General features: G+C 73.2%; 26 protein-coding genes and 1 tRNA gene. 22 read left to right on the forward strand and 5 right to left on the reverse strand.

Annotation, left to right across the window (positions count from 1 at the left end; translation table 11 throughout):
• Positions 1-302 precede the first annotated feature (302 nt).
• The 3 genes from ACIF8T_RS04830 (at position 303) to ACIF8T_RS04840 (ending at position 2905) form a co-directional block, all read left to right on the forward strand.
• Complete coding sequence (locus ACIF8T_RS04830; protein WP_400031141.1) at positions 303-1256, forward strand: heme o synthase; 954 nt, start codon at positions 303-305, stop codon at positions 1254-1256.
• Between the two features lie 95 nt (positions 1257-1351).
• Positions 1352-1684 (forward strand): hypothetical protein, encoded by a 333-nt coding sequence (locus ACIF8T_RS04835; protein ID WP_400031143.1) that lies wholly within the window; start codon positions 1352-1354, stop codon positions 1682-1684.
• A gap of 114 nt (positions 1685-1798) precedes the next feature.
• Positions 1799-2905, forward strand: coding sequence for an amidohydrolase family protein (locus ACIF8T_RS04840; protein ID WP_400031145.1), 1107 nt, complete (start codon positions 1799-1801; stop codon positions 2903-2905).
• A gap of 25 nt (positions 2906-2930) precedes the next feature.
• Here ACIF8T_RS04840 and ACIF8T_RS04845 read toward each other — a convergent pair whose 3' ends face one another.
• From ACIF8T_RS04845 to ACIF8T_RS04855, 3 genes are read right to left on the reverse strand one after another with little or no spacing between them, the layout of a single operon-like run.
• Positions 2931-3938, reverse strand: a complete 1008-nt coding sequence (locus ACIF8T_RS04845; RefSeq protein ID WP_400031146.1) for a heme A synthase — start codon at positions 3936-3938, stop codon at positions 2931-2933.
• 55 nt (positions 3939-3993) lie between these two features.
• Positions 3994-4710 carry an ABC transporter permease gene (locus tag ACIF8T_RS04850; protein ID WP_400031504.1) on the reverse strand — a complete coding sequence of 239 codons (717 nt, stop codon included), beginning with the start codon at positions 4708-4710 and terminating at the stop codon, positions 3994-3996.
• Between the two features lie 50 nt (positions 4711-4760).
• Positions 4761-5684 (reverse strand): ABC transporter ATP-binding protein, encoded by a 924-nt coding sequence (locus ACIF8T_RS04855; protein ID WP_400031148.1) that lies wholly within the window; start codon positions 5682-5684, stop codon positions 4761-4763.
• Between the two features lie 243 nt (positions 5685-5927).
• Here ACIF8T_RS04855 and ACIF8T_RS04860 point away from each other — a divergent pair, with 243 nt between their 5' ends.
• From ACIF8T_RS04860 to ACIF8T_RS04930, 15 genes are all read left to right on the forward strand, one after another.
• Positions 5928-6665: a helix-turn-helix transcriptional regulator gene (locus ACIF8T_RS04860; protein WP_400031150.1), complete on the forward strand. Its 738-nt coding sequence runs from the start codon at positions 5928-5930 to the stop codon at positions 6663-6665.
• The gene (sufB, locus tag ACIF8T_RS04865) at positions 6662-8083 is read left to right on the forward strand and encodes a Fe-S cluster assembly protein SufB (protein ID WP_400031152.1); all 1422 of its coding nucleotides are present in this window, start codon (positions 6662-6664) and stop codon (positions 8081-8083) included. The genes ACIF8T_RS04860 and sufB overlap by 4 nt, the downstream gene beginning before the upstream one ends.
• Positions 8084-8164: 81 nt before the next feature.
• Entirely contained in the window at positions 8165-9355 is a 1191-nt protein-coding gene (gene sufD / locus ACIF8T_RS04870) for a Fe-S cluster assembly protein SufD (RefSeq protein WP_400031154.1), read from the forward strand.
• Positions 9352-9669 (forward strand): non-heme iron oxygenase ferredoxin subunit, encoded by a 318-nt coding sequence (locus tag ACIF8T_RS04875; protein ID WP_400031156.1) that lies wholly within the window; start codon positions 9352-9354, stop codon positions 9667-9669. The genes sufD and ACIF8T_RS04875 overlap by 4 nt, the downstream gene beginning before the upstream one ends.
• A gap of 7 nt (positions 9670-9676) precedes the next feature.
• A complete protein-coding gene (gene sufC / locus ACIF8T_RS04880; RefSeq protein ID WP_400031158.1) occupies positions 9677-10441 on the forward strand; it encodes a Fe-S cluster assembly ATPase SufC in 765 nt (254 codons plus the stop codon).
• Positions 10438-11694, forward strand: coding sequence for a cysteine desulfurase (locus ACIF8T_RS04885; protein ID WP_400031160.1), 1257 nt, complete (start codon positions 10438-10440; stop codon positions 11692-11694). The genes sufC and ACIF8T_RS04885 overlap by 4 nt, the downstream gene beginning before the upstream one ends.
• A 10-nt stretch (positions 11695-11704) precedes the next feature.
• Positions 11705-12172 (forward strand): Fe-S cluster assembly sulfur transfer protein SufU, encoded by a 468-nt coding sequence (gene sufU, locus ACIF8T_RS04890; protein ID WP_400031162.1) that lies wholly within the window; start codon positions 11705-11707, stop codon positions 12170-12172.
• Positions 12169-12501 carry a metal-sulfur cluster assembly factor gene (locus ACIF8T_RS04895; RefSeq protein ID WP_133042642.1) on the forward strand — a complete coding sequence of 111 codons (333 nt, stop codon included), beginning with the start codon at positions 12169-12171 and terminating at the stop codon, positions 12499-12501. Before sufU ends, ACIF8T_RS04895 begins: the two co-directional genes overlap by 4 nt.
• 115 nt (positions 12502-12616) lie before the next feature.
• Positions 12617-12937 (forward strand): DMT family transporter, encoded by a 321-nt coding sequence (locus ACIF8T_RS04900; RefSeq protein ID WP_400031164.1) that lies wholly within the window; start codon positions 12617-12619, stop codon positions 12935-12937.
• 845 nt (positions 12938-13782) lie between these two features.
• A complete protein-coding gene (gene dapD, locus ACIF8T_RS04905) occupies positions 13783-14772 on the forward strand; it encodes a 2,3,4,5-tetrahydropyridine-2,6-dicarboxylate N-succinyltransferase (RefSeq protein ID WP_400031166.1) in 990 nt (329 codons plus the stop codon).
• Between the two features lie 114 nt (positions 14773-14886).
• A complete protein-coding gene (locus tag ACIF8T_RS04910; RefSeq protein ID WP_400031168.1) occupies positions 14887-15117 on the forward strand; it encodes a hypothetical protein in 231 nt (76 codons plus the stop codon).
• A 251-nt stretch (positions 15118-15368) separates the two neighbouring features.
• Positions 15369-15599, forward strand: coding sequence for a hypothetical protein (locus ACIF8T_RS04915; RefSeq protein ID WP_400031170.1), 231 nt, complete (start codon positions 15369-15371; stop codon positions 15597-15599).
• On the forward strand, positions 15596-16321 hold the full coding sequence (locus ACIF8T_RS04920; RefSeq protein ID WP_400031172.1) for a hypothetical protein: 726 nt from the start codon (positions 15596-15598) through the stop codon (positions 16319-16321). The genes ACIF8T_RS04915 and ACIF8T_RS04920 overlap by 4 nt, the downstream gene beginning before the upstream one ends.
• Positions 16322-16374: 53 nt before the next feature.
• Positions 16375-16794, forward strand: coding sequence for a phage holin family protein (locus tag ACIF8T_RS04925; RefSeq protein ID WP_400031174.1), 420 nt, complete (start codon positions 16375-16377; stop codon positions 16792-16794).
• Positions 16791-17489 carry a DUF3618 domain-containing protein gene (locus tag ACIF8T_RS04930; RefSeq protein WP_400031176.1) on the forward strand — a complete coding sequence of 233 codons (699 nt, stop codon included), beginning with the start codon at positions 16791-16793 and terminating at the stop codon, positions 17487-17489. Before ACIF8T_RS04925 ends, ACIF8T_RS04930 begins: the two co-directional genes overlap by 4 nt.
• A gap of 74 nt (positions 17490-17563) precedes the next feature.
• Here the strand turns inward: ACIF8T_RS04930 and ACIF8T_RS04935 are convergent, their stop codons facing one another.
• Both ACIF8T_RS04935 and ACIF8T_RS04940 read right to left on the reverse strand, forming a co-directional pair.
• Positions 17564-18529, reverse strand: coding sequence for a YihY/virulence factor BrkB family protein (locus ACIF8T_RS04935; RefSeq protein ID WP_400031178.1), 966 nt, complete (start codon positions 18527-18529; stop codon positions 17564-17566).
• Between the two features lie 112 nt (positions 18530-18641).
• Complete coding sequence (locus tag ACIF8T_RS04940) at positions 18642-20471, reverse strand: endonuclease/exonuclease/phosphatase family protein (protein ID WP_400031180.1); 1830 nt, start codon at positions 20469-20471, stop codon at positions 18642-18644.
• A gap of 303 nt (positions 20472-20774) precedes the next feature.
• Here ACIF8T_RS04940 and ACIF8T_RS04945 point away from each other — a divergent pair, with 303 nt between their 5' ends.
• The 4 genes from ACIF8T_RS04945 (at position 20775) to ACIF8T_RS04960 (ending at position 26237) form a co-directional block, all read left to right on the forward strand.
• Positions 20775-22244: a hypothetical protein gene (locus tag ACIF8T_RS04945; protein WP_400031182.1), complete on the forward strand. Its 1470-nt coding sequence runs from the start codon at positions 20775-20777 to the stop codon at positions 22242-22244.
• Positions 22245-22688: 444 nt separating this feature from the next.
• On the forward strand, positions 22689-24137 hold the full coding sequence (locus tag ACIF8T_RS04950; RefSeq protein WP_400031184.1) for an alkaline phosphatase PhoX: 1449 nt from the start codon (positions 22689-22691) through the stop codon (positions 24135-24137).
• Between the two features lie 58 nt (positions 24138-24195).
• Positions 24196-24265, forward strand: a tRNA-Ile gene (locus ACIF8T_RS04955).
• Positions 24266-24653: 388 nt separating this feature from the next.
• The gene (locus ACIF8T_RS04960; protein ID WP_400031186.1) at positions 24654-26237 is read left to right on the forward strand and encodes a TROVE domain-containing protein; all 1584 of its coding nucleotides are present in this window, start codon (positions 24654-24656) and stop codon (positions 26235-26237) included.
• Positions 26238-26249 lie beyond the last annotated feature (12 nt).

Consider the following 26249-nt stretch of genomic DNA (forward strand, 5'->3'; position numbering starts at 1 on the left):
TCGCGCCTCGTCCCAGACTGCCGGGCCTGATCGGAACGCGCCTGCCGACCAGCGCGTACCCCGTGCGACAGGTGAATACGGGGCCGCTCATCCGGGTGCTCAATCGAGCCTCGGCGCGCCCGTCGGACGACCCCTTCCGGCCCCGCCGCCGGGCCCTCCGCGGTCCCCGCCGCCGGAGGTCCGCCAACACGACCCCACCCCCGCGAATGTCCGGGTCTGGGCAACGTCTACAGTGGCGTGGTACGCGCGAGCCCTCACCGGCCCTTCACACGGCGGAGGCTCGCTGGGATGTCTCTGTAGGGGTGTGCGTGACGGCCGTTGAATCCCGTCCAGCGGGGGTGCTCGGGACCAGTGAGCGCCCGACCCACCGGCCGTTCGGAGCCCGCGTCAAGGCGTTCGTGGCACTGACCAAGCCGCGGATCATCGAGCTGCTGCTGATCACGACGGTCCCCGTGATGTTCCTCGCGGAGCAGGGTGTCCCCGACCTGGCGCTGGTGCTGCTCACCTGCGTCGGCGGCTACCTCTCCGCGGGCGGCGCCAACGCGCTGAACATGTACATCGACCGCGACATCGACGCGCTGATGGACCGCACCTCGCAGCGGCCGCTGGTCACCGGCATGGTCAGCCCCCGGGAGTGCCTGGCCTTCGGCATCACCCTCGCGGTCGTCTCCACGCTGCTGTTCGGCCTCACCGTCAACTGGCTGTCGGCCTGGCTCTCGCTCGGCGCGCTCCTCTTCTACGTCGTCGTCTACACGATGATCCTCAAGCGCCGCACCTCGCAGAACATCGTCTGGGGCGGCATCGCCGGCTGCATGCCGGTGCTGATCGGCTGGACGGCGGTCACCAACTCGCTCACCTGGGCCCCCGTCATCCTCTTCCTGGTCATCTTCTTCTGGACGCCGCCGCACTACTGGCCGCTGTCCATGAAGGTGAAGGAGGACTACGCGCGCGTGGGCGTGCCGATGCTGCCGGTCATGGCCTCCAACAAGGTGGTCGCCCGGCAGATCGTGCTCTACAGCTGGGTGATGGTCGCGGTCTCGCTGCTGCTGACCCCGCTCGGCTACACCGGCTGGTTCTACACGGCGGTCGCGCTGGCCGCGGGCGGCTGGTGGCTGTGGGAGGCGCACGCGCTGCAGAACCGGGCCAAGGCCGAGGTCACGGGCGCGAAGCTGAAGGAGATGCGCCTGTTCCACTGGTCCATCACCTACGTGTCGCTGCTCTTCGTGGCGGTCGCGGTCGACCCCTTCCTGCGCTAGGCGCACTCCTCCGTACCGCCGACGGGCGGGGCACGTGGTCAAGGCCACGGGCCCCGCCCGTCGCCGTTTGATCTACCCGTCGGTAGCATCCTGGCATGGCAGACACGCAGCAGCTTGACCCCAAGGCAGAGCGCACCGCGGCCCGGCTCGCGAAGCAGATCGGCTCCTTCTCCAAGGCGCACGGCGGCGCCGAGGGCCAAGTGGCCTACCTCGGCCAGCGCGGCGCCCGGATCGTCCTGGTCGGCGCGGACGGCGGCTGGGGCGACCTGGTCGCGCCCAGCCACGAGATCGCCGAGAAGGCCGTGGAGAAGTCCGGCATCACCGTGCACGAGGACTTCGACGGCGAGTTCGCGGCCAGGGTGAAGACGGGCGCGTACGAGTGGAAGAGGATGGCCGGCCTCCAGATCGGCGGGGGAACGACGCCGTAAGGGCGCCGCCCGCCGGCACTCCGCGACCGCCCGTGCGGACAGCGGGCCGGCAGCGACACCTCCGCGCCGGTTCACCCGTTAGGCCGGGCAAGCCAGCACACGCGGGGAGCCCGGATGATCGACACGCCGTCCCTCGTGGACCAGTACTGCCACGGAGTGCTCCGCACCGAGCTGGGCCTCGGCACCTTCGAGGCCCAGCTGGCCCGCACCGAGGGCCCGCCCGCGCCGGGCACCACGCTCTTCGACACCCAGACGGGTTTCGCCGTACGCCGCTGGTGCCCTCCGCTGCTCGGCCTGGAGCCGCACTGCCCGCCCGCCCGCTACCTCGCCCGGCGCCGGGAACTGGGCGCCTTCGAGGCGGGCCGCCGGCTGCTGCGCGGCAGCGGCATCACCACCTACCTGGTCGACACCGGCCTGCCCGGCGACCTCACCGGCCCGGCCGAGCTGGCCAGCGCCGGGGCCGCGCGGGCCCACGAGATCGTCCGCCTGGAACCGCTGGCCGAGCAGGTCGCCGACACCTCCGGCACCGTCGACTCCTTCCTCGCCAACCTCGCCGAGTCCGTGCACGGCGCCGCCGCGCACGCCGTGGCGTTCGCGTCGGTGACGGGCGTACGGCACGGGCTGGCGCTCGCGCCGGAGCCGCCGGGCCCGGGGGAGGTGCGGGGAGCGGCCGGGCGCTGGCTGGCCGCCCGCCGGGTCGGCGGCGAGCTGAGCGACCCGGTGCTGCTGCGCCACCTGCTGTGGATCGCGGTCGCCTCCGGCCTGCCGCTCCAGCTGCACGCCGGGCTCGGCGCCCCCGGCCTGCGCATCGACCGCACGGACCCGGTGCTGCTGACCGACTTCGTCCGGGCCACCGCGGGCCTCGGCACCGACCTCGTCCTGCTGCACGGCTACCCGTACCACCGGCACGCCGCCCACCTCGCCGGCGTCTTCCCGCACGTGTACGTCGACTCCGGCGCCGCCCTGGTCCGCACCGGCGCCCGGGCCGCGACCGTCCTCGCGGAGGTCCTCGAACTGGCGCCCTTCGGCAAGATCCTGTTCTCCACCGGCGCGCAGGGCCTGCCCGAGCTGCACGTGGTCGGCGCACGCCTGTTCCGCGAGGCCCTGGCCCGGGTCCTCGGCACCTGGGTCGCCGAGGGCGCCTGGTCCCCGGCGGACGCGCAGCGGGTGGCGGGGATGCTGGCGGCGGGGAACGCCCGGCGGGTGTACGGGCTGACGTGACCGCCCCCGCGCCGGGGGCGGCCGGTCAGGCGGTGGTCAGCGTCCGGTCCGGCTGCCCGGGCAGGCCGGCCGGGGCGGCCCCGGGCCGCTCGCGCAGCGACAGCAGCACCCGCAGCGTGCCGATCCACACCAGGCAGGAGCCGAGCATGTGGGCGCCGACCAGGACCTCGGGGAGGTCCGTGAAGTACTGGACGTAGCCGACCGCGCCCTGGGCCAGCAGGATCAGGAACAGGTCGCGCGTGCGGTCCAGCGGCTCCCGCGGCGCGTCGACCGCCTTCAGGACGAACCACAGCGCGAAGGTCAGCGTCACCACGATCCAGGCCAGCACGGCGTGCAGCTTGGTGACCGTCTCCCAGTCCACCGGCATGCGCGGCACGTCGCTGGAGTCGCCCGCGTGCGGGCCCGCGCCGGTGACCACCGTGCCGACGGCGATCAGCAGCACCGTGACGCCGACCAGCACCCACACCAGCTGCCGCACCGCCGCGCCGACCAGCGGCCGGGGCGCCTCGTCGCCCTCCCGGCTGCGCTGCCACATCACCGTGGCCACCGCGATCAGCGCCGAGGAGAGCAGGAAGTGCGCGGCGACCGTGTACGGGTTGAGACCGACCAGCACGACGATGCCGCCGAGGACGGCGTTGCCCATCACGACCCAGAACTGCACCCAGCCCAGCCGGGTGAGCTCGCGGCGCCTCGGCTTCTGCGCGCGGGCCGCGACGATCGCCCAGCCGACCGCGGCGCACAGCACGTAGGTCAGCAGGCGGTTGCCGAACTCGATCACGCCGTGCAGGCCCATCTCACGGGTCGTGGTGAGCGAGTCGGCCGTGCACTTGGGCCAGGTGGGGCAGCCGAGGCCGGAGCCGGTGAGCCGCACCGCGCCGCCGGTGACCACGATGACCACCGACATGACGAGCGCGGCGAGGGCCGCCCGCCGCACCGTCCCGGCGGTGGGCGTCCAGCGTGCGGCGATGAAGGCGAGCGGGTTGCGCAGGGCCGCTTCGGCGTCGGCGCGGGTCAACTTTGGCACGCCCCCCATCGTAGGCGGACGCTTGTGCACACGTTCACGAGGGGGTGCGCAACGGCCGCCCCGCCTACTCCCAGCGGAAGAACCTGCCCGCCGCGGCCAGCCCCGCGACCGCCCACACGGCCAGGATCCCGAGGTCGCCCCAGGGCATGCCGGCGCCGTGCTGGAGCACGTCCCGCAGGCCGTCCGACAGGGCGGAGATCGGCAGCAGGCCGAGGACGTCCTGCGCGGCGGGCGGGAACTTCTCCAGCGGCACGATCACCCCGCCGCCGACCAGCAGCAGCAGGAAGACCAGGTTGGCGGCGGCCAGGGTCGCCTCGGCCTTGAGCGTCCCGGCCATCAGCAGGCCCAGCCCCGAGAAGGCCGCCGTGCCCAGGACCAGCAGCAGGAGGACGGCGAGGGGGTCGCCGTGCGGCGACCAGCCCAGCGCGAGGGCGATCGCCGTCACCAGGACCACCTGGAGGATCTCGGTGACCAGCACGGACGCCGTCTTGGCCGTCATCAGTCCCCAGCGCGGCAGCGGTGAGGAGGCGAGCCGCTTCAGCACCCCGTAGCGGCGTTCGAAGCCGGTGGCGATGGCCTGGCCGGTGAACGCGGTCGACATCACGGCGAGCGCCAGGACGCCGGGGGCGAGGAAGTCGACGGCCTCGCCCTGGCCGGTGTCGACGATGTCGACGGTGGAGAACAGCACGAGCAGCAGCGTCGGGATGATCACCGTCAGCAGCAGCTGCTCGCCGTTGCGCAGCAGCATCCTCGTCTCCAGCGCCGCCTGCGCCGCGATCATGCGGGGGAGCGGGGCCGCCCCGGGCGCGGGGGTGTGGGTACCGGTGGCGGTCACGAGCGCAGCTCCTTGCCGGTCAGCTCCAGGAAGACGTCTTCGAGGGTGTGCCGCTCGACGGAGATCCGGTCCGGCATCACGCCGTGCTGGGCGCACCAGGAGGTGACCGTCGCCAGCAGCTGGGGGTCGACCTTGCCGACCACCCGGTACGAGCCCGGGGTCAGCTCGGCCGCCGTGCAGTCGGCGGGCAGGGCCTTCAGCAGCGATCCGACGTCCAGCCCGGGCCGGCCCGTGAAGCGCAGCGTGTTCTCGGCGCCGCCCCGGCACAGCTCCTCCGGGGAACCCTGGGCGATGACCTTGCCCGCGTCGATGATCGCCACGTCGTCGGCGAGCTGTTCGGCCTCGTCCATGTAGTGGGTGGTGAGGATGACGGAGACGCCGTCGGCGCGCAGGTCGCGCACGAGGTCCCAGGTGGCGCGGCGGGCCTGCGGGTCGAGGCCCGCGGTCGGCTCGTCCAGGAACACCAGCTCCGGGCGCCCGACCACCGCCATCGCCAGCGCGAGCCGCTGCTGCTGCCCGCCGGACAGGCGCCGGTACGTCGTACGGCCGCAGGAGCCGAGCCCCAGGCGTTCGATCAGCGCGTCCACGTCGAGCGGGTGGGCGTGCAGCCGGGCCACGTGGCGGAGCATCTCGCCGGCCCGCGCGCCCGAGTAGACGCCGCCGGACTGGAGCATCACGCCGATGCGGGGGCGCAGCGCGGCGGACTGCCGGACCGGGTCGAGGCCCAGGACGCGCACCGTGCCGGAGTCCGGCCTGCGGTACCCCTCGCAGGTCTCGACCGTGGTCGTCTTGCCCGCCCCGTTGGGGCCGAGCACGGCGGTGACCCCCGCCCGGGCCACCAGGTCGAGCCCGTCCACCGCGGTCTTCGGGCCGTACCGCTTCACCAGGGCCTGGACCTGGACCACGGGCTCACTTTCCATGGGTCCAGAGTCTAGGGAGCCGGACGGGTGCTCAGGCGGGCGGGTGCGGGAAGTCCGCGCCCCGCGGCCGGTGCGGCGGCCGTGCTCCGCAGGTGTCCGGGCCGGGTCCGGGCACGCCGGCCGTTTGATCGATCAAAGATCGTTTCCGCAGGTCAGTTTAGGTTTACCTAAGTGACGCACGGCACCGTGGGGCGGTCAGGAGGCGGCTTGCCCGCCTCCGATGAATTACGCAACAATGGCGTTGTGAAAAACGTCGGCGAGGCTCACGAGGAGCTCGCGACCGGGGAGCGGTCCACCCGCAACCGGGTCGCGCGCTCCATCCTGGACCACGGCCCGTCGACCGTCGCCGAACTCGCCGACCGGCTCGGCCTCACCCAGGCCGCCGTGCGCCGGCACCTCGACGCCCTGACCGCCGACAACGTGGTCGAGGCCCGGGAACGCCGCGTCTACGGCACGCGCACGCGCGGGCGGCCCGCGAAGGTGTTCGCGCTGACGGACTGCGGCCGGGACGCCTTCGACCAGTCGTACGACAAGCTGGCCGCGGACGCGCTGCGCTGGATCGCCGAGCGCGAGGGCGGCAGCGAGGCGATCGCCGCGTTCGCCCGGGCCAGGATCGCCGCCCAGGCGGGCGCGTACCGCGCGGCGGTCCGGGCGGCGGACCCGGACAAGCGCACGGAAGCCCTGGCGAAGGCGCTGAGCGAGGACGGGTACGCTGCTACCGCGCGCAGCGCGCCCCACCCCCAGAAGGGCGAGCAGCTCTGCCAGCACCACTGCCCGGTCGCCCACGTCGCCGAACAGTTCCCGCAGCTGTGCGAGGCCGAGACGGAATTTTTCGCCGAGCTTCTCGGTACGCATGTGCAGCGGCTGGCGACCATCGCGCACGGCGACGGCGTCTGCACGACGTTCATTCCGAAGACTTCGCACGTTTCCACGACCACTCACCACGCATCTGAAAGCACGGCCGGGAGGAACCCCGCATGACTCTCCCCACGGAGACTGCCCACCCCGAGCTCGAGGGCCTGGGCAAGTACGAATACGGCTGGGCCGACCGGGACGAGGCCGGTGCGTCGGCGCGTCGCGGCCTGGGCGAGGACGTCGTCCGGGACATCTCCTCGAAGAAGGACGAGCCGGAGTGGATGACCAAGCTCCGCCTCAAGGGCCTGCGCCTGTTCGAGAAGAAGCCCATGCCGAACTGGGGCTCGGACCTGTCCGGCATCGACTTCGACAACATCAAGTACTTCGTGCGCTCCACGGAGAAGCAGGCGGAGTCCTGGGAGGACCTGCCCGAGGACATCAAGAACACCTACGACAAGCTGGGCATCCCCGAGGCCGAGAAGAAGCGCCTCGTGGCCGGCGTCGCCGCCCAGTACGAGTCGGAGGTCGTCTACCACCAGATCCGCGAGGACCTGGAGGAGCAGGGCGTCATCTTCCTGGACACCGACACCGCGCTGAAGGAGCACCCGGAGCTCTTCAAGGAGTACTTCGGCACGGTCATCCCGGCCGGTGACAACAAGTTCGCCGCGCTGAACACCGCCGTGTGGTCCGGCGGCTCCTTCATCTACGTGCCGCCGGGCGTGCACGTCGAGATCCCGCTGCAGGCCTACTTCCGCATCAACACGGAGAACATGGGCCAGTTCGAGCGGACCCTGATCATCGTCGACGAGGGCGCCTACGTGCACTACGTCGAGGGCTGCACGGCGCCGATCTACAAGTCGGACTCGCTGCACTCCGCGGTCGTCGAGATCATCGTCAAGAAGAACGCCCGCTGCCGCTACACGACCATCCAGAACTGGTCGAACAACGTCTACAACCTGGTCACCAAGCGCGCCGTGGCGTACGAGGGCGCGACCATGGAGTGGGTCGACGGCAACATCGGCTCCAAGGTGACGATGAAGTACCCGGCCGTCTACCTGATGGGCGAGCACGCCAAGGGCGAGACCCTGTCCATCGCCTTCGCGGGCGAGGGCCAGCACCAGGACGCCGGCGCCAAGATGGTCCACATGGCCCCGAACACCTCGTCGAACATCGTCTCCAAGTCGGTGGCGCGCGGCGGCGGCCGGACCTCCTACCGCGGTCTCATCGAGATCGGCGAGGGCGCCCCGGGCTCCAAGTCCAACGTGCTGTGCGACGCGCTGCTCGTCGACACGATCTCCCGCTCGGACACCTACCCCTACGTGGACGTCCGCGAGGACGACGTGTCCATGGGCCACGAGGCGACCGTCTCCAAGGTCTCCGAGGACCAGCTCTTCTACCTGATGAGCCGCGGTCTGAGCGAGGACGAGGCCATGGCGATGATCGTGCGCGGCTTCGTCGAGCCCATCGCCAAGGAGCTCCCCATGGAGTACGCGCTGGAGCTCAACCGGCTGATCGAGCTGCAGATGGAGGGCGCGGTCGGCTAACCGCCGGCCAGGGGCGGCCACGCGCCGCCCCGCCGCCCCGTCCAGCCCCTTACGTAACGGAAAGCGAGCACTACGACAGCCATGGCTGAGGCTCAGAACATCCCGGTGGGCTCCACCACCGCCGGTGCCATCGCGGTCGCCGCCGAGGCGGACTCGACCGTCGCCACGCGCATGAGCGCGCCCCCCTCCTTCGACGTGGCGGACTTCCCGGTCCCGCACGGCCGCGAGGAGGAGTGGCGGTTCACCCCGCTGGAGCGGCTGCGCGGCCTGCACGACGGCACCGCGGTCGCCACCGGCGACGGCGTGAAGGTCGACGTCCAGGCCCCCGAGGGCGTCACCGTCGAGACCGTCGGCCGCGACGACGCGCGGCTCGGCAGGGCCGGCACCCCGGTGGACCGCGTCGCCGCCCAGGCCTACTCGGCGTTCGAGCAGGCCTCGGTCGTGACCGTGCCCAAGGAGACGGTCCTCACCGAGCCGATCCGCATCGCGGTGCACGGCCAGGGCGGCACCGCCTTCGGCCACCAGGTGATCGAGCTCGGCGCCTTCGCCGAGGCCGTCGTCGTCATCGACCACACCGGTGACGCGGTGCTCGCCGCCAACGTCGACTACCTCCTGGGCGACGGCGCCAAGCTGACCGTCGTCTCCGTCCAGGACTGGGACGACAAGGCCGTCCACGTGGCCCAGCACAACGCGCTGGTCGGGCGGGACGCGAGCTTCAAGTCGGTCGTCGTCACCTTCGGCGGCGACGTCGTACGGCTGCACCCGCGCGTCACCTACGCCGGTCCCGGCGGCGAGGTCGAGATGTTCGGCCTGTACTTCACCGACCAGGGCCAGCACCAGGAGCACCGCCTCCTGGTCGACCACAACGTCCCGCACTGCAAGTCCAACGTCGTCTACAAGGGCGCCCTCCAGGGCGAGCAGGCGCACGCGGTGTGGATCGGCGACGTGCTCATCGAGGCCAAGGCCGAGGGCACCGACACCTACGAGATGAACCGCAACCTGGTCCTCACCGACGGCGCGCGCGTCGACTCGGTCCCCAACCTGGAGATCGAGACGGGCGAGATCGTCGGCGCCGGCCACGCCTCCGCCACCGGCCGCTTCGACGACGAGCAGCTCTTCTACCTCATGGCCCGCGGCATCCCGGAGCACGAGGCCCGCCGCCTGGTGGTCCGCGGCTTCTTCGCCGAGCTGGTCCAGCAGATCGGCCTCCCGGACATCGAGGAGCGCCTGATCACCAAGATCGAGGAGGAGCTGGAGGCGTCGGTCGCATGACCTTCCAACGCGCCTGCGGGCTGAGCGAGCTGGAGGAGGACACCCCGAAGCGGGTGGAACTCGACGGCACGCCGGTCTCCCTCGTGCAGACCGGGGGCGAGGTGTTCGCGATCCACGACATCTGCTCGCACGCGAACGTCTCGCTGTCGGAGGGCGAGGTGGACGACTGCCACATCGAGTGCTGGCTGCACGGCTCGCGTTTCGACCTCCGTTCCGGCAAGCCCGACGCCCTCCCGGCGACGCGCCCCGTCCCCGTATACCCCGTCAAGATCGAAGGGGACGACGTGCTCGTCTCCCTCACCCAGGAGTCCTGAGGCACCCATGGCAACGCTTGAAATCCGAGACCTGCACGTCACCGTCGAGGTCGAGAACGGCACGAAGGAAATCCTCAAGGGTGTCGACCTCACCGTGAAGCAGGGCGAGACCCACGCCATCATGGGCCCCAACGGCTCGGGCAAGTCCACCCTCGCCTACTCCCTCGCGGGGCACCCCAAGTACACGATCACCGGCGGCACCGTCACCCTCGACGGCGAGGACGTCATCGAGATGTCCGTCGACGAGCGCGCCCGCGCCGGCCTGTTCCTGGCCATGCAGTACCCGGTCGAGGTCCCCGGCGTCTCGGTCTCCAACTTCCTGCGCACCTCCGCCACCGCCATCCGCGGCGAGGCCCCCAAGCTGCGCACCTGGGTGAAGGAGGTCAAGGAGGCCATGCAGCGCCTCAACATGGACCCCGCCTTCGCCGAGCGCAACGTCAACGAGGGCTTCTCCGGCGGTGAGAAGAAGCGCCACGAGATCCTCCAGCTGGAGCTGCTCAAGCCCAAGGTCGCGATCCTCGACGAGACCGACTCCGGTCTCGACGTCGACGCCCTGCGGGTGGTCTCCGAGGGCGTCAACCGCGTCCGCGAGACCGGCGAGGTCGGCACCCTGCTGATCACGCACTACACGCGCATCCTGCGCTACATCAAGCCCGACCACGTCCACGTGTTCGCCAACGGGCGCATCGTGGAGTCCGGCGGCCCCGAGCTCGCCGACAAGCTGGAGAACGAGGGCTACGAGGCATACGTGAAGGGTGGCGCATCCGCGTGACACAGCTGCCGGGCCTCCTCGACACCGAGGCGATCCGCAAGGACTTCCCCGTGCTGGACCGCCAGGTCCACGACGGCCGGAAGCTCGTCTACCTGGACAACGCGGCGACCAGCCAGAAGCCGCAACAGGTGCTGGACGCCCTCAACGAGTACTACGAGCGCCACAACGCCAACGTCCACCGCGGTGTGCACGTGCTCGCCGAGGAGGCCACGGCGCTGTACGAGGGCGCGCGCGACAAGGTCGCCGCGTTCGTCAACGCGCCGAGCCGCGACGAGGTGATCTTCACCAAGAACGCCTCCGAGTCGCTCAACCTCGTGGCGAACATGCTGGGCTGGGCCGACGAGCCCTACCGCGTGGACTCCGAGACCGAGATCGTCATCACGGAGATGGAGCACCACTCCAACATCGTGCCGTGGCAGCTGCTCGCGCAGCGCACGGGCGCGAAGCTGAAGTGGTTCGGCCTCACCGACGACGGCCGCCTGGACCTGTCGAACATCGACGAGGTCATCACGGAGAAGACGAAGATCGTCTCCTTCGTGCTGGTCTCCAACATCCTCGGCACGTTCAACCCGGTCGAGGCGATCGTGCGCCGCGCCCAGGAGGTCGGTGCCCTGGTCTGCATCGACGCCTCCCAGGCCGCCCCGCACATGCCGCTGGACGTGCAGGCCCTGCAGGCCGACTTCGTGGCCTTCACCGGCCACAAGATGTGCGGCCCGACCGGCATCGGCGTGCTCTGGGGCCGCCAGGAGCTGCTGGAGGACCTGCCCCCGTTCCTCGGCGGCGGCGAGATGATCGAGACCGTGTCGATGCACTCGTCGACGTACGCGCCCGCCCCGCACAAGTTCGAGGCGGGGACCCCGCCGATCGCGCAGGCGGTCGGGCTGGGCGCGGCGATCGACTACCTCAACTCCATCGGCATGGACAAGATCCTCGCCCACGAGCACGCGCTCACCGAGTACGCGGTGCAGCGGCTGCTGGAGGTGCCCGACCTGCGGATCATCGGCCCCACCACGGCCGAGGAGCGCGGCGCCGCCATCTCCTTCACGCTGGGTGACATCCACCCGCACGACGTGGGCCAGGTCCTCGACGAGCAGGGCATCGCGGTCCGCGTCGGCCACCACTGCGCGCGGCCGGTCTGCCTCCGGTACGGAATTCCCGCGACCACGCGAGCGTCGTTCTATCTGTACTCCACGCCGGCCGAGATCGACGCACTGGTCGAGGGGCTGGAGCACGTACGGAACTTCTTCGGCTGAAGGGCTGGTCGTGAAGCTTGACTCGATGTACCAGGACGTCATCCTGGACCACTACAAGAACCCGCACGGGCGTGGTCTGAGGGACGGCGACGCCGAGGTGCACCACGTGAACCCGACCTGCGGCGACGAGATCACCCTGCGGGTGAAGTACGACGGCACGACCATCGCCGACGTCTCGTACGAGGGCCAGGGCTGCTCCATCAGCCAGGCCAGCGCGTCCGTCCTCAACGACCTGCTGGTCGGCAAGGACCTGTCCGAGGCGCAGAAGATCCAGGAGACCTTCCTGGAGCTGATGCAGTCCAAGGGCCGCATCGAGCCCGACGACGCGATGGAGGACGTCCTGGAGGACGCGGTCGCGTTCGCCGGTGTCTCCAAGTACCCGGCGCGGGTGAAGTGCGCGCTGCTGAGCTGGATGGCGTGGAAGGACGCGACGGCCCAGGCCCTGGGCGGAGCCGACGCCGAAAGGAAGACGGCATGACCGACACCGTTGAGATGAAGCCGGCCTCGGAGGAGGAACTCCGCGAGGCGCTCATGGACGTCGTCGACCCCGAGCTGGGCATCGACGTCGTCAACCTGGGCCTGATCTACGGCATCCACATCGACGACGCGAACATCGCGACCGTCGACATGACGCTGACCTCGGCGGCCTGCCCGCTGACCGACGTCATCGAGGACCAGGCGAAGTCCGCCACGGACGGCCTGGTCAACGAGCTGCGGATCAACTGGGTCTGGATGCCGCCGTGGGGTCCGGACAAGATCACGGACGACGGGCGCGAGCAGCTGCGGGCGCTGGGCTTCAACGTCTGAGCCCGCCCGTACCCGCGTGGCGGCCCCCGGCTGGAGACAGCCGGGGGCCGCTGCCGTTCCCGGACGGCTCCGCGCACGGCCGTCCGCGGGACACCCCCTGCGTACGCTCGCACCCATGGGATACCTGCTGCTCGCCGGAGCCATCGCCGCGGAGGTGGCCGGGACCACCGCCATGAAGTACAGCCACGGCTTCAGCAGGCTGGGACCGTCGATGCTGACCGCGCTCGGGTACCTCGTCTCCTTCGCGCTGCTCGCGCAGACCCTGAAGACCGTCTCCGTCGGCACCGCCTACGCGATCTGGTCCGGCGTCGGCACCGCGGCCATCGCCACCCTCGGGATCCTGTTCCTGGGGGAGGGCATGACCGTCACCAAGGCGGCCGGGATCGCCCTGATCATCGTCGGGGTGGTGGTGCTGAACCTGGGGGGTGCCCACTGAGGCGGGGGAGGGGGGCGTCGCCGGGCTCGGCCACCGCGCCGCCGCCCCGTCGCCGCCGGGGCCGACGTCCCGCCCGGCTCGGCGAGGTACCGCCTCGCGCCCCTCGACGACCTGCCGGCCGCCGCCCTGCGGCAGGCCGGCGGAGGGTTCGCCGCCCCTCCGGGCGGGTGGCTCACGGCCGGCCGCACCGGGGCCTTCCCGAAGCACGCGCTCTGACCGGCCGCCCTGTGCCGGCCTGCCCTGCGCCCGGTGGCCGCCGCGTGGGCCGACGGCCTCGCCGGGCTGCTGTCCGGCCGCACCGGCCCCGTCACGGCGCGGGGCCGGTGCGGCCGGACGGACGGCGCCCGCCTGGACGTCTCCCGACGGGCCGGCCCTGTGACGGGGCGTACCGCCCGGGAGACGCCGACGGGGGTCGGTGCCGGGGGCCGGGGTCTCCGGCGGTCGCGGCGCGGGTCGGTGCCGGGGGCCGGGGTCTCCGGCGGTCGCGGCGCGGGTCGGTGCCGGGGGCCGGGATCTCCGGCCGTTGCGGCGCGGGTCGGTGCCGGGCGCCGGGATCTCCGGCCGTCGCGGCGCGGGCTGTTCTCAGGGGCCGGACCCCTGACCGTCGCCGGCGCGGAGGCGACGCCGGACGGTGGCGTCCGTACCGGGCCGCGAGGCCGCCGATCCGCCTCCGAACGGTAGCGTCCGTGCTGGGCCGCGAGGCCGCCGATCCGCCTCCGGACGGTGGCGTCCGCGACCGGGCCGCCGGGGCGCCGACCCGCCCCCGGAGGGCCTCGTCCGCCCGCCACATGAGACGTGCCGCCGCCGGTTCGCTCCCGCGGGCGCGGTCACGTTAGGTTGCCCTTATGACCGACACGACTGCTCCTCGCACCACCGGCGCCGTGGCCGCCGGCCTCGCCACGATCGCCGCCGACGGCACCGTCCTCGACACCTGGTTCCCCGCGCCGGAACTCGTCGCCGAGCCCGGCCCCTCCGGCACCGAGCGGCTCTCCGCCCAGCAGGCCGCCGAGCTCATCGGGGGCGGCGCGACCGCGGCGATCGGCCCGGACGCCCGCCGCGGCGTCGAGGTCGTGGCGGTCCGTACGGTCATCGCCTCGCTGGACGAGAAGCCGATCGACGCGCACGACGTCTACCTGCGCCTGCACCTGCTCTCCCACCGCCTGGTCAAGCCGCACGGCCAGAGCCTGGAGGGCGTCTTCGGCTTCCTCGCCAACGTCGCCTGGACCTCGCTCGGCCCGGTCGCCGTCGACGACCTGGAGAAGGTCCGCCTCAACGCGCGTGCCGAGGGCCTGCACCTCCAGGTGACCTCGATCGACAAGTTCCCGCGCATGACGGACTACGTCGCCCCCAAGGGCGTGCGCATCGCCGACGCCGACCGCGTCCGGCTCGGCGCGCACCTCGCCGAGGGCACCACCGTCATGCACGAGGGCTTCGTCAACTTCAACGCGGGCACCCTCGGCACCTCCATGGTCGAGGGCCGGATCTCCGCGGGCGTCGTCGTCGGCGACGGCTCGGACATCGGCGGCGGCGCCTCCACCATGGGCACGCTGTCCGGCGGCGGCAACGTCATCATCTCCATCGGCGAGCGCTGCCTGATCGGCGCCGAGGCGGGCGTCGGCATCGCGCTCGGCGACGAGTGCGTCGTCGAGGCCGGCCTGTACGTCACCGCCGGCACCCGCGTCACCCTGCCCGACGGCCAGGTCGTCAAGGCCCGCGAGCTGTCCGGCGCCTCCAACATCCTCTTCCGCCGCAACTCCGTCACCGGCGCGGTCGAGGCCCGGCCGAACAACGCGGTCTGGGGCGGTCTGAACGAGGTGCTGCACAGCCACAACTGACCCGCCGCCCGCCCCGTACGGATGACTCGGCGTGACCTTCCGGTGGGTCAGTCGGATGAACCGGTGGACGTGGAGTCCTATCAGACGCCGAACCGACCGAACGAGGGGCTGGGCATGAGGAACGAGCGGGTGAGGGCAGTGGCACGCCGGCTGGCCGGGGTGGGAGCCGCGGTGGTGGTGTGCTGGCTGCCGGCGGGGACGGCGTACGCCGACGAGACCAACAACGCCTCGCACAACGGCCCGCGGGTCGGCCTGGTCAACGTCAACGTGGGCCAGATCGACGACCCGATGGAGGACGTGCTGGAGCACACGCTGCTCCTCGGCGACGGCTACCGCTGGGGCTGACCCGCCGCCCGGAGCCGCCGCACGAACGGGCCGGGGCCCGTACCGCGCACCGCGGTACGGGCCCCGGCCCGTCGCCGTGCGAGGACGGCACGCCCGGCGACGGGCCGGCCGCGGTCCCGGGAGGTGAGCGTGGCGGGCCCCGGACAGGACCGGGCCGCCGCGGCCGCGCGCGTCGCCGGGGCCGGGGGCGCACGCGTCGGGGCCGGGGTGATCACCGTGCAGCGGAGGCGGGCGAAGGAGGACGGGGCGGGGTGCCCCGTGTCCGGGGCGGGCCCTATGTCCAAGGCGGGCCCCGGTGGGTCACCATGGTCGGGACGGTCACCGACGGGCAGGTCATGGGAGGCGTCATGAAACTCGGCAAGGCACTGGCCACCGGAGTCGCACAGGAGCAGCCGCAGGCCCGGGAGGACGAGGCCGGTCTCCCGGCGGACGTCGAGGAGACCGAGGCGGCGGCGCCCGAAGAGGTCCCGGTCCCGCGATGAGGCTGCGGCTCCCCGAGGAACGCCCCGCGGAGCCGCCGACCGGATACAAGATCGCCCACCCGGTGCTGTCCCAGGACGGCTCCCGGGCCGGGTTCACCGGTGTGTCGCTGGGCGGCGCGCTGCCGTACGGAGTCGTGGCCGACGCGTCCTGCGCGTACGGGCTGCGGCACCGGGCACCGCACCGCCGCTGCGACTGCGGCTTCCACTGCGTGCACGACCGGTCGGCCGCCGAGGCCCTGCTGTGCACGGCCGAGCACCGCGGCGCCGTCCTGCTGGAGGTCTCGGTGCTGGGCGCCTACATCCGCTTCGAACGCGGCTTCCGCTGCGCGCGGCAGCGGGTGCGCCGCGTCACCGTCGGGCCCTGTGCCTGCGGCGCGGCCGCGGTGGCCCTGGCCGACGCGGGCTGGGGGCGGCCGGGCTGGCGGGCACTGGCACCGTCCTGCGCGGGCTGCCTGCGCGGACGGGGGTCCGTGTCGCCGGCCGGGTTCGCGCGGCTGGCGGGGGCCGGGGCCCGGGTGGAGGTGACCGGGCCCGGGCCGGGTGGTGCGGGACCGGGTGGCGGGTTCCCGGACACGGCGCCCGCGGGGACGGGGGCGGCGGACGGCCTCGGGGTCCCGGAACTGGTCGCGGAGGCCGCCCTCCTCCAGGCCCGGCTCGACTGGTTCCAGACCCAGCTCGCCCGGCTCGGCGAGCGGGGACCCGGCGGCGCGGCCCAGGGGTAGCCGGGTGCGGGCCCGGGTACCCGGTGTCCCGGACCGGAAGGAGGCGGGACACCGTGACCGGAACCACGCACACCAGGCCCGCCCATGACGGGCAGCACTCCGTGGGCGCCCTCGTCGGGCAGGCCACGGAACAGTTCTCCCGCCTCGCGCGGCAGGAAGCGGCCCTCGCCAAGGAGGAACTCACCGAGAAGGGCCGGCGCGCGGGGCGCGGCGGCGGGCTGCTCGGCGCCGCGGGCGCGGTGGCCTACGCCGGACTGCTCGGACTGGCCGCCGCGGGCGCCGCGGCGCTCGCGCTGGTGCTGCCCGTGTGGGCGGCGGCGCTCGTCGTGGCGGCGGTGCTGTTCGCGGTCGCCGGCCTGCTGGCCGTCGTCGGCCGCGGCCAGCTGCGCCGCGCCACGCCGCCGGCACCCCGGGCGGCCATCGGCAGTCTCAGGGCCGACGTGGAGGAGATCAGGGAAAGGGCGCATCGATGACGGACGCGACGAGTGGGGACGCGATGAGCGGGGGCGCCGCGCAGGGCGGCTCCGCCGGGCAGGCCGCGGGCGGCGGGGCCAAGGGCCCCGACGAGCTGCGCAGCCAGATCGAGCAGACGCGGAGTGATCTCGGCGACACCGTCGAGGAACTGGCCGGCAGGATGGACGTCAAGGGCCGTGCGCGGGCCCGGGCGGCGGACCTGCGGGACCGGGCCGGGGCGATGACGGTGCAGCTGCGCAGCACCGCGGCCCAGGCCGGACACACCGTGCAGGAAAGGGCCACCCAGGCCGGACACAAGGTGCACGACAAGGCCACCCGGGCCGGGCACACCGTGCACGACAAGGCGACGCAGGCCGGGCACACCGTGCACGACAAGGCGACGCAGGCCGGGCACACCGTGCACGACAAGGCGACGCAGGCCGGTCACACCGTGCACGACCGGGCGGCGCAGGCGGGGCACGCCGTGGAGCACGGCATGCCGGAGCCCATGCGCAACGCCGTCCAGGCCGGCATGCGGCATCCGCGCCCGGTGCTGGTCGCCGGGGCGGCGGCCGGAGCGGCGGTCGTGGCGATGGAGATGCTGCGGCGGCACGGCCGGCACGGCCGGCACGGCGTGTACCGCCGGTCGCGGGGCATCCGCTGGCAGTACGGCGGGCGCCACTGGCAGTACGGCGGACACCTCCTGCACCGCTGACCGGGCCGACCGTACGGAGCGGCCCCGGCCGGGAGTCCCCCCCGGCCGGGGCCGCTCTCCGTGCGCGGGGCCGTTCAGTGGCCCTTCGCCGCCCGCAGCCTCGCGCGCAGTCGCGGGGGCCACTTGCGGGTGTCCCTCGGTTCCACGTACGGCTCCTCCGTCGGAGGCCGGCCGTGGGTGATCGCCCGCTCCCGGGCCAGCTCCGCGTCGAACTCCAGGCCCAGCAGGATCGCCAGGTTGGACAGCCACAGCCACACCAGGAAGACGATGGCGCCGGCCAGGGTGCCGTACGTCTTGTTGTACGAGCCGAAGTTGGCCGCGTAGACGGCGAAACCGGCGGAGGCGGCCAGCCAGATGAACGTGGCGAGGACGCTGCCGGGGGAGATCCAGCGGAAGCCGCGGCCGCGGACGTTGGGGGCCGCCCAGTACAGCAGGCCGATCATCATGACGACCAGGAGCAGCAGCACCGGCCACTTGGCGATCCCCCAGGCGGCGATCGCCGCGTCGCCGAGGCCGATCGCCGTGCCCGCCCGCTCGGCCAGCGGCCCGGTGAACACCACGATGAGGGCGCTCGCCGCGAGCATCAGCATGAGGCCCACCGTCAGGGCCAGCCGCAGGGGCGTCAGCTTCCAGACCGGGCGGCCCTCCGGCAGGTCGTACACCGCGTTGGAGGTGCGGATGAAGGCGGCGACGTACCCGGACGCGGACCACAGGGCGAACAGCAGGCCGAGCACGGCCAGGACGCTGCCCGTGCCCCCGCTGTCGCCGAGCTGGACCACCGCGTCGTGCAGGATGTCGCGCGCCGGACCCGGCGCCAGGTCCCCGACGTTGTCGAGGAGCGTGTCCGTGGCGCGCTGTCCGACCACGCCCAGCAGGGAGACCAGCACCAGCAGGGCGGGGAACAGCGACAGGACCCCGTAGTACGTCAACGCGGCCGCACGGTCGGACAGTTCGTCGTCCAGCAGTTCCTTGAACGTGCGGAGCGCCACCGCCCGCCATGACCGTGCGGGCAACCGGCCGGGACCGTCCTTGTCCTCCATGACCGGCCGGGTTTCCCGAAATGCCGTGCCGAACCGCCCACTTGACCCGAATCTTCGTGCGCCGGGTGACCGGCCGGGCCGGCCGCCGAAGACGGCCGGCCCGGGGCGGGCGCTACGGGTGGAACCGCAGGACCTGCGGGTCGTGGTCGCTGATCTGGTCGTGGAACTCCGCGTTGATGTGCACGCTGTCGTAGTCGAGGTCGCAGCCCCGGCGGATCGACGGGCTGACCAGGATCTGGTCCAGGACCTGGCTGTTGCCCTGGTACGTGTAGCTGTACCGCTCGCTCCTGGGCAGCGACTTGATCGCCGACCACAGCTCGCCGTCGCCTTCGAGGATCCGCGCGGTCCCGGAGAACTCGAAGTCGTTGATGTCGCCGAGCACGACGACGTCGGCGTTCTTCTGGGTGGCGAGCACGTCCTTGACGAAGGCGTTGACCAGGCCGGCCTGCTGGTGGCGCTGGGTCTCCGAGCTGCGCGCCGGCGGCTGGTACTGCGCGGTGAAGCCCTGGTCGCCGCCCTTGGAGTTGAAGTGGTTGGCGACGACCAGGACCGTGCGGCCGCGGAAGACGAACTCGCCGGCCAGCGGCTTGCGGCTGTTCTTCCACGCCTCGTCGGCCGGGGCGATGCGCCCGGGGGAGACGGTCAGGGCGGCCTTGCCGCGCACCTTCGTCACGCCGACGGGCGTCGTGGCGTCGCCGCCCGCGCGGTCGGTGAAGGAGACCCGCTCCGGGTTGAAGAGGAAGACCTGGCGGATGTTGCCGCCGGGCTCGCCGCCGTCGGCGTCGTCGGCCGGGTCGACGCCGCGCCAGTCGTAGCGCGGGCCGCCCGCCGCGACGATCGCCTCGATCAGCGTGTCCACCGTCCGGCCGGCGGTGACCACGCCGTCGTTGACGGCGCCGTTGTCGTCCTGGATCTCCTCCAGGGACACGATGTCGGGCGACTGGAGGTTGTTCACGATCGCGGCGGCGTGCGCGGCGAAGGTGCCGTCGGAGGGGTCGAGGTTCTCGACGTTGTAGGTCGCCACCGCGAGTTCGCCGCTCTTCTGCTTGCGGGTGGTCTCGCGCTGCAGGTCACCGCTGTCGAGGGTGCCGAGCCGGTTCGCGACGAGGGTGTAGCCGCCGAACTGGTTGTAGTCCAGCGGGCCCGCGGTGGTCCCGGCGAGGGTGTCGCCGACGTTCGCCTCCGGGAAGTCCGCCGAGGCGCCGAGGGACTGGATCTGGATCCGGCCGGTGTTCTGGTCGTCGTAGGAGCCGTAGACCGTGCCGCCGCGGCGGGTCGGGTTCTCCTGCGGCTTCACCGTCACCCAGAGCTCGGTGTACGGGTCGGTGGCGCCGACCACGCGGGCGTCGGCGACCTGGACGTTCATGCCCTCCAGGGACTCGTAGAAGTCCAGGGCGTACGTGGCGGGCCGCAGCGGCAGCGCGTTGACCGAGCCGCCCGCGGCCGGGTCGCCGGCCGGGGTGTAGGCGTCGGGGACGGACCGCGCGTCGACGACGGTGGCGGCCGGGACCGGGTTGCCGCTGGAGACGACCGTGAACGTCGGCCGGGTGATCTCGGTCAGCGCCTGGTTGCCGGAGGAGGCGCCGCCGGGCACGAACTCCGAGACCGTGCCCGAGACGGTGACCGCGTCGCCGACGGCGACGCCCTTCGGGGTGGAGCTGGTGAAGACGAACACGCCCTCGCTGGTGGCCGGGTCGGCGTCCGGGGCCGGATCCTGGATCCAGAAGCCCCGGGACGAGCCGTAGGTGCGGATGCCGGTGACGATGCCGGACACGTCCGTGACCTTCTGGCCGGCGTACGGCGAGGTGCGGGTGTCGCCCTGGATGTCGTGGATGCGCACGGTGGCCGCGTGCGCGGGCAGGACGGCTATCTGGGTGGCCGCCGCGGAACACACGGCGGCGACGGTGAGCGCGGCGAGGCGCGCGGACGACTTGCTCGGCAAGGGAATCCCTCCGGGGACGTGACGGACGCCGGGACGAGGGTGGAACCGGACGGTGCGGCCGCGGCCCGTGGGGACGGCGCGACGCGCGTAGACGACCGGGGGACGCCGGATGGGCGTGGGGGTGATCCGGTGAACAGGTGTCCGCCGACTTCTACGCGCGTCAATCTCCAGCCTGCTCAGCCCACTTGTCAAGGTTTCGGCCATGTACGGCGGTCGACGGGGAGATGAAGCGGGCGGCATGGGTGGAAACCCGTCTAGGCTGAGCGGGCGAGTCGTACGAGGCCGTCCTAGGAGAAACAGCCGATGTCAGACAGCTCCCCCCTGCCGCCGGTGCGGCTGCACCCCGAAGCGGAGCTGGCGCGCGACGCCCTGTCCACGCCCCTGCTGGCCCGGGCCGCGCGGCTGGCCCGCTGGGCGGGGCCGGACACCCGTGTCGACGCCGGGGGCGGGCTCGTCGACGCACAGCTGCCGGCGGCGGCCGAGGCGCTCGGGCTGAGCGGGCCGGACGCCGCGGCGGAGGCGAGCGAGGCGTGGCGGGTCGCCGTCGACACCGGGCTCGTCGAGGTCGTCGACGAGGAGGCGGGGACCGTCACGGCGGGCGCCGGCCTCGCGCTGCTCACCGGCGGTTCGCCGCAGGACGTGCTCGGGGTGTGGCTCGACGCCCTGGAGTCGGTGCTCGCCGACGCCGCCGTGCCCGCCCTGGACGGGCTCGCCGACGCGGTCGCGGACGGGGAGGCCGGCCTCTCCTCGCTGGACTGGGACCCGCAGGCCGAGGCCGCGTTCCTCGACGGCGTGCTCGGGAACCTGTACCTGCTCACGGTCGGCGAGGGGGTGCCCGGCGAGTCCCCGGTGCCGCTGCCGGCGCTGGCCGCGTCGATGATCGTGCCCAGCGACATGACGGAGCCCACCAACGACGTCCTGGAGCAGGTCTCGGACGCCATGATGCGGCTGGACGAGCAGTTCCGGACGCTCGGACCGATCGGGCTCGTGGCGTACCGGCCGGTCGACGAGGCGGTGCTGGCGGACGCCGGGGACGCGGAGGGCGCCGGGGGTGCCGGGGGTGCCGGGGGTGCCGGGGCGGAGCCGCCGGCGCCGGTCGACGACACCGACGTCGCCCGCTACGGCATGGTGCGGCTGACGCCGCTCGGGCTGTACGGGATGCGCGCCCGGCTGCTGGAGGCCGGCTTCGAGGCGCCCGCGGTCGGCGACCTCGCGGACAAGGGCGCCGACGCCCTGCTCGACGGCACGGCGGGCTTCCCGCCGGCGGCGGCGCAGGCCGAGACCGAGCAGTGGCTGGCCCGCCGCGAACCGCTCGCCGCGGCACGGGAGCTGCTGGCCGCGGCGCGCGGGTCGGACGCCGGTGCGCCGCTGCGGCGCCTGCACTGCCAGCAGGCGCTGTCGCTGGTCGGCGCGACGGCCGAGCCGGCGCTGCGGGAGGTGCTCGACGACCCCGAACTGGGCGGTCTGGCCCGGGTGTGGCTGACCGAGCACGGCGCGTCCGACGTGCCCGCGCCGTCGCAGGAGCTGGTCTTCTGGCTGACCGTCGACACGGTCGCCGCGCAGCTCGCCGCCGAGGGGAACTCCGAGGAACTGCGGGCGCTCGTCCAGGGCCTGGCCCGGCAGCACAGCGGCTTCTTCGACACGGCCTGGCGGGTCGACCACCCGGCGACCGCCGACGTGCTGGAGGCGATGGGGCGGCTGCACCCCGACAAGAGGATCGCCAAGGAGGCCCGGAAGGCGGCGTTCAAGGCGCGGTCGCAGTACGGGGGATGAGGGGGCGCGGACGGTCCGCGCCGGGCGCCGCTGCGCCGGGGCCCGGGTGGCCCGGCCCGCCGGTCACGGTGGTGCGCGACGTGGACGGCCGTCGGGGCCGCGCCGCCCGTGCCGGGAGCGGGCGCGGCACGCGGCTCCGGGGACGAGCCGCCTGCGGGCCGGGCCGGGGAGCGCGCGCCGGACCGGGCCGGGCGCCGCGTTCGAGGCGTGTGCGCCAGGGCGCGCCGGGAGCCGGGCCCGGACCGGGCCGAAAGCGTGCGCGCCGGGCCGGAGGCGCGGATGCGGCGGAGGCGAGTCGTGCGGCCCGCCCGCCGGGCGGTGGTTCACCGGAGCGGGAGGCGGGGGGACGCCCGCCGTTCACCCCCCGTTCAGCGCTGGGCGGGAGGGTGGCGCGGCACGAGGTCCGCCACCCTCCACGGCACTCCCACCGTCACAGGAGACAGCATGCCGCTCACCCGCAGGGACTTCGCCAGAACCTCCGCGATCACCGGTGCCGGTGTGGTGCTGGCGGGCAGCGTCGGCGCCCTCGCCTCCGCCCCGAACGCCCTCGCCTCCACCGACACGGACACGGACACCGCGGGGCAGGACTGGGCGGACGCCCACCGCGGCGTCGGCTACGGGCCCCTCGTCCCCGACCCCGAGGGCATCCTCGCCCTGCCCGCCGGGTTCACGTACCGGATCCTCACCCACAGCGGGAAGACCCGGCTGGAGTCCGGCGAGTTCACCCCGCAGAAGCACGACGGCACCGCCGCCTTCGACGGCCCCCGCGGCACCGTCCTCCTCGTCAACAACCACGAACTGAAGGGCCCGCGCGCCAACTGGCAGCACCCCGTGCCGCTCGCCGAGGGCCTCGTCTACGACCCCGCCGCGTCCGGCGGCTGCACGGTGGTCGAGGTGCGCCCCGACGGCCGGGTCGCCGAATGGGTGGGCATCGCCGGGACCTCCACCAACTGCGCGGGCGGCCGCACCCCGTGGGGCACCTGGCTCACCTGCGAGGAGAACTCCGACCGCGCCGGCGTCAACGGCATGACCAAGGACCACGGCTACGTCTTCGAGGTCGACCCCGCCGACCGGCGCGCCAACCGCGCCCCCGAGCCGCTGAAGTTCTTCGGCCGCTACGACCACGAGGCCGTCGTCATCGACCCCAGGCGCGGCCACGCCTACCTCACCGAGGACGCCGCCGGCCCCAACGGCCTCTTCTACCGCTGGACCCCGCCCCAGGGCTTCACGTACGGCCCGCGCCGGCTGCGCACCCTCGCCGACGACGCCGGCGTCCTGCAGGCCCCCAAGTGCTACGACTCCGGCGGCCGGTTCGTCGACGACCTGTCCCGCGCCACGAGGACCGGCACGGTGTACGGCGTCGACTGGGTGGACGTCCCCGACCGCGACGCCCGCACCACACCGGTGCGCAAGCAGTTCGCCGACGGGCAGGTCACCCGCGCCCGCAAGCTGGAGGGCATGTGGTGGGGCGACGGCGGCGCCTACCTCGTCTCCTCCTACGCCCGGACCGAGAGCCCCGAACAGCACGACGGCCAGGTCTGGTTCTACGACCCCAGGCGCCGGACCCTGACGCTGAAGATCCTGCTCGGAGTGAACCCCGCCCCGCAGGATGGCGGACCGGACGGCCCCGACAACATCACCGTCTCCCCCTACGGCGGGCTCGTCCTCGCCGAGGACGGCGAGGGCGTCCAGTACCTGTTCGGCGCCACCGACAGCGGCCGCACCTACCCCATCGCCCGCAACGAACTGAACATCGGCACCGCCGAGGAACCGGAGTACAGCGAGTTCGCGGGCGTCACCTTCTCGCCCGACGGCAGGACCCTGTACGCCTGCATCCAGGAACCGGGCATCCTGCTCGCCGTCACCGGCCCCTGGAAGCGCCAGAGGCGGTGAAGCGGGACGCCGGATAATTCGCTCGCCCGTCCCGCGGCCCGCCTCCTAAAGTGATGCACGTCCAGGTGCGAAGGCAGGACCTACTTCCACTGATAATGGGGCGGTCGCGGGTTCGAGTCCCGCCACCGGCACGACACGCCGGTGTAGCTCAGTCGGCAGAGCACCTACGTCGGTCCCGCCGGCCTCGATCTCTGGACACCACAACTTCATCGCACCTCCCGGTGCGCAGGCTGCGGCTCCTTCTTTTTCTCCGAAGAATCCCGGGCCGCCGCCGACTTGATCTCGGGAGGCGCGACATGCGGTGGGTGCCCGGTGCGCAGGCTGCGGATACTTCAGGGACCTGATGGGAAACCGTGCGGGTTCGAATCCCGTCGTCGGCCCGGGCCGACGTGGCGGAAAAGGAAGACGCGTCAGGTGATAAGCACCGCCGCCGACTCCTGAACTCGGGCACCCACCTTCCGTCGCGCCTCCTTCCGGAAATCCCGGAAAAAGGAACGGAATTCGGGGGAATTCTCCATGGCGCGATTCAACATCCGCACCGCCAAGGCGCAGCCCGCCTCGCGCGTCACCTCGACGGGCCGGGTGCTGCGCACCCACGAGGGCGGCCGCGGCCGCGAGCGCGACGCGCGCTCCGAGCTCTTCCTGCTCGCCGTCTCCCACGCCGTCTCCCAGGACACCTTCTACGAGACCGGCGACGACCGCGACGACCGGTTCGCGCGGCTGGTCCGCGAGCTCGCCGTCGCCGACCCGTCGTGGACGGCGGGCCTGCTCGGCTGGCTGCGCGGCGAGGGCAACCTGCGGACGGCCTCCCTGGTGGGCGCCGCCGAGTACGTCAAGGCCCGCCTGGACGCGGGCGCGACCGGCGGCCCGGCGAACCGGCAGGTCGTGGACTCCGTCCTCCAGCGGCCCGACGAGCCCGGCGAGCTGCTCGCCTACTGGACCGCGCGCCACGGCCGCGGCCTGCCCAAGCCCGTGAAGCGCGGCATCGCCGACGCCGTGCGCCGTCTCTACACCGGCAAGGCGCTGCTGAAGTACGACACCGCCTCCAAGGGCTACCGCTTCGGCGACGTCCTCAACCTGGTGCACGCCGCCCCGGACCCGGACAAGCCCTGGCAGGGCGAGCTGTTCCGCTACGCGCTCGACCGCCGGCACCACCCGGACACCGCGGTGCCGCCCGCCTCGGACCGCGTCCTGACCGCGCACCGCGCGCTCATGGCGCTGCCCGTCGAGGAGCGGCGGGCGGTCGTGACCTCCGAGGACGGCGCCCGGCGGCTCGCCGGGGCCGGGATGACGTGGGAGATGCTGGCGGGCTGGCTGCAGGGCCCGATGGACCGGGCGGCCTGGGAGGCCGTGATCCCGTCCATGGGCGCGATGGCGCTGGTGCGCAACCTGCGCAACTTCGACCAGGCCGGCGTCTCGGACGAGGTGGCGGAGCGGGTCGCCGCGCGGATCGGCGACCCGGAGCAGGTCGCGCGCTCGCGGCAGTTCCCCTTCCGGTACCTCGCCGCGTACCGGCACGCGCCGTCGCTGCGCTGGGCGTACCCGCTGGAGAAGGCGCTCGGCCACTCGCTGGCCAACGTGCCCGCGCTGCCCGGCCGCACCCTGGTGCTGGTCGACCGGTCGGGCTCCATGTTCTACTCGCGGCTCTCGGACCGCTCGGAGCTCACCCGGGCCGACGCGGCGGCGGTCTTCGGCACGGCGGTCGCGCTGCGGGCGGCGGACGCGGACCTCGTCGAGTTCGGCTCGACGAGCAGGCCGGTGCGGTTCCGGCGCGGCGAGTCGGTGCTGAAGGTCCTCGACCGGTTCGGCGACCTCGGCGGCACCGACACCACCGAGGCGGTGCGCCGGCACTACCGCGCGCACGACCGGGTGCTGATCGTCACCGACGAGCAGTACGCGTACCACCGGCACGGCGACCCCACCGAGCAGGTCCCGGCCGGCGTCCCGGTCTACACCTGGAACCTCGCCGGCCACCGAGCGGGCCACGGACCGTCCGGCACCGGCAACCGGCACACGTTCGGGGGCCTCTCGGACGCGGCGTTCCGGATGGTGCCGCTGATCGAGGCCGCCCGGGACGCGGACTGGCCCTGGGCCGCCTGAACCGGTCGGCCG

This window comes from Streptomyces sp. NPDC085946 (assembly GCF_044540485.1).
Taxonomy (GTDB): Bacteria; Actinomycetota; Actinomycetes; order Streptomycetales; family Streptomycetaceae; genus Streptomyces.

Excerpts from the sequence above, each read along its gene's own strand:
- ACIF8T_RS04900 (WP_400031164.1), top strand. The coding sequence starts at position 12,617 with ATGGGATACCTGCTGCTCGCCGGAGCCATCGCCGCGGAGGTGGCCGGG.
- ACIF8T_RS04845 (WP_400031146.1), bottom strand. The coding sequence starts at position 3,938 with ATGGGGGGCGTGCCAAAGTTGACCCGCGCCGACGCCGAAGCGGCCCTG.
- ACIF8T_RS04945 (WP_400031182.1), top strand. The coding sequence starts at position 20,775 with ATGTCAGACAGCTCCCCCCTGCCGCCGGTGCGGCTGCACCCCGAAGCG.
- ACIF8T_RS04960 (WP_400031186.1), top strand. The coding sequence starts at position 24,654 with ATGGCGCGATTCAACATCCGCACCGCCAAGGCGCAGCCCGCCTCGCGC.
- ACIF8T_RS04850 (WP_400031504.1), bottom strand. The coding sequence starts at position 4,710 with ATGATCGCGGCGCAGGCGGCGCTGGAGACGAGGATGCTGCTGCGCAAC.
- ACIF8T_RS04910 (WP_400031168.1), top strand. The coding sequence starts at position 14,887 with ATGAGGAACGAGCGGGTGAGGGCAGTGGCACGCCGGCTGGCCGGGGTG.
- ACIF8T_RS04950 (WP_400031184.1), top strand. The coding sequence starts at position 22,689 with ATGCCGCTCACCCGCAGGGACTTCGCCAGAACCTCCGCGATCACCGGT.
- dapD (WP_400031166.1), top strand. The coding sequence starts at position 13,783 with ATGACCGACACGACTGCTCCTCGCACCACCGGCGCCGTGGCCGCCGGC.
- sufB (WP_400031152.1), top strand. The coding sequence starts at position 6,662 with ATGACTCTCCCCACGGAGACTGCCCACCCCGAGCTCGAGGGCCTGGGC.
- ACIF8T_RS04920 (WP_400031172.1), top strand. The coding sequence starts at position 15,596 with ATGAGGCTGCGGCTCCCCGAGGAACGCCCCGCGGAGCCGCCGACCGGA.
- ACIF8T_RS04835 (WP_400031143.1), top strand. The coding sequence starts at position 1,352 with ATGGCAGACACGCAGCAGCTTGACCCCAAGGCAGAGCGCACCGCGGCC.
- ACIF8T_RS04895 (WP_133042642.1), top strand. The coding sequence starts at position 12,169 with ATGACCGACACCGTTGAGATGAAGCCGGCCTCGGAGGAGGAACTCCGC.
- ACIF8T_RS04840 (WP_400031145.1), top strand. The coding sequence starts at position 1,799 with ATGATCGACACGCCGTCCCTCGTGGACCAGTACTGCCACGGAGTGCTC.
- ACIF8T_RS04930 (WP_400031176.1), top strand. The coding sequence starts at position 16,791 with ATGACGGACGCGACGAGTGGGGACGCGATGAGCGGGGGCGCCGCGCAG.
- sufD (WP_400031154.1), top strand. The coding sequence starts at position 8,165 with ATGGCTGAGGCTCAGAACATCCCGGTGGGCTCCACCACCGCCGGTGCC.
- ACIF8T_RS04875 (WP_400031156.1), top strand. The coding sequence starts at position 9,352 with ATGACCTTCCAACGCGCCTGCGGGCTGAGCGAGCTGGAGGAGGACACC.
- ACIF8T_RS04935 (WP_400031178.1), bottom strand. The coding sequence starts at position 18,529 with ATGGAGGACAAGGACGGTCCCGGCCGGTTGCCCGCACGGTCATGGCGG.
- ACIF8T_RS04855 (WP_400031148.1), bottom strand. The coding sequence starts at position 5,684 with ATGGAAAGTGAGCCCGTGGTCCAGGTCCAGGCCCTGGTGAAGCGGTAC.
- sufC (WP_400031158.1), top strand. The coding sequence starts at position 9,677 with ATGGCAACGCTTGAAATCCGAGACCTGCACGTCACCGTCGAGGTCGAG.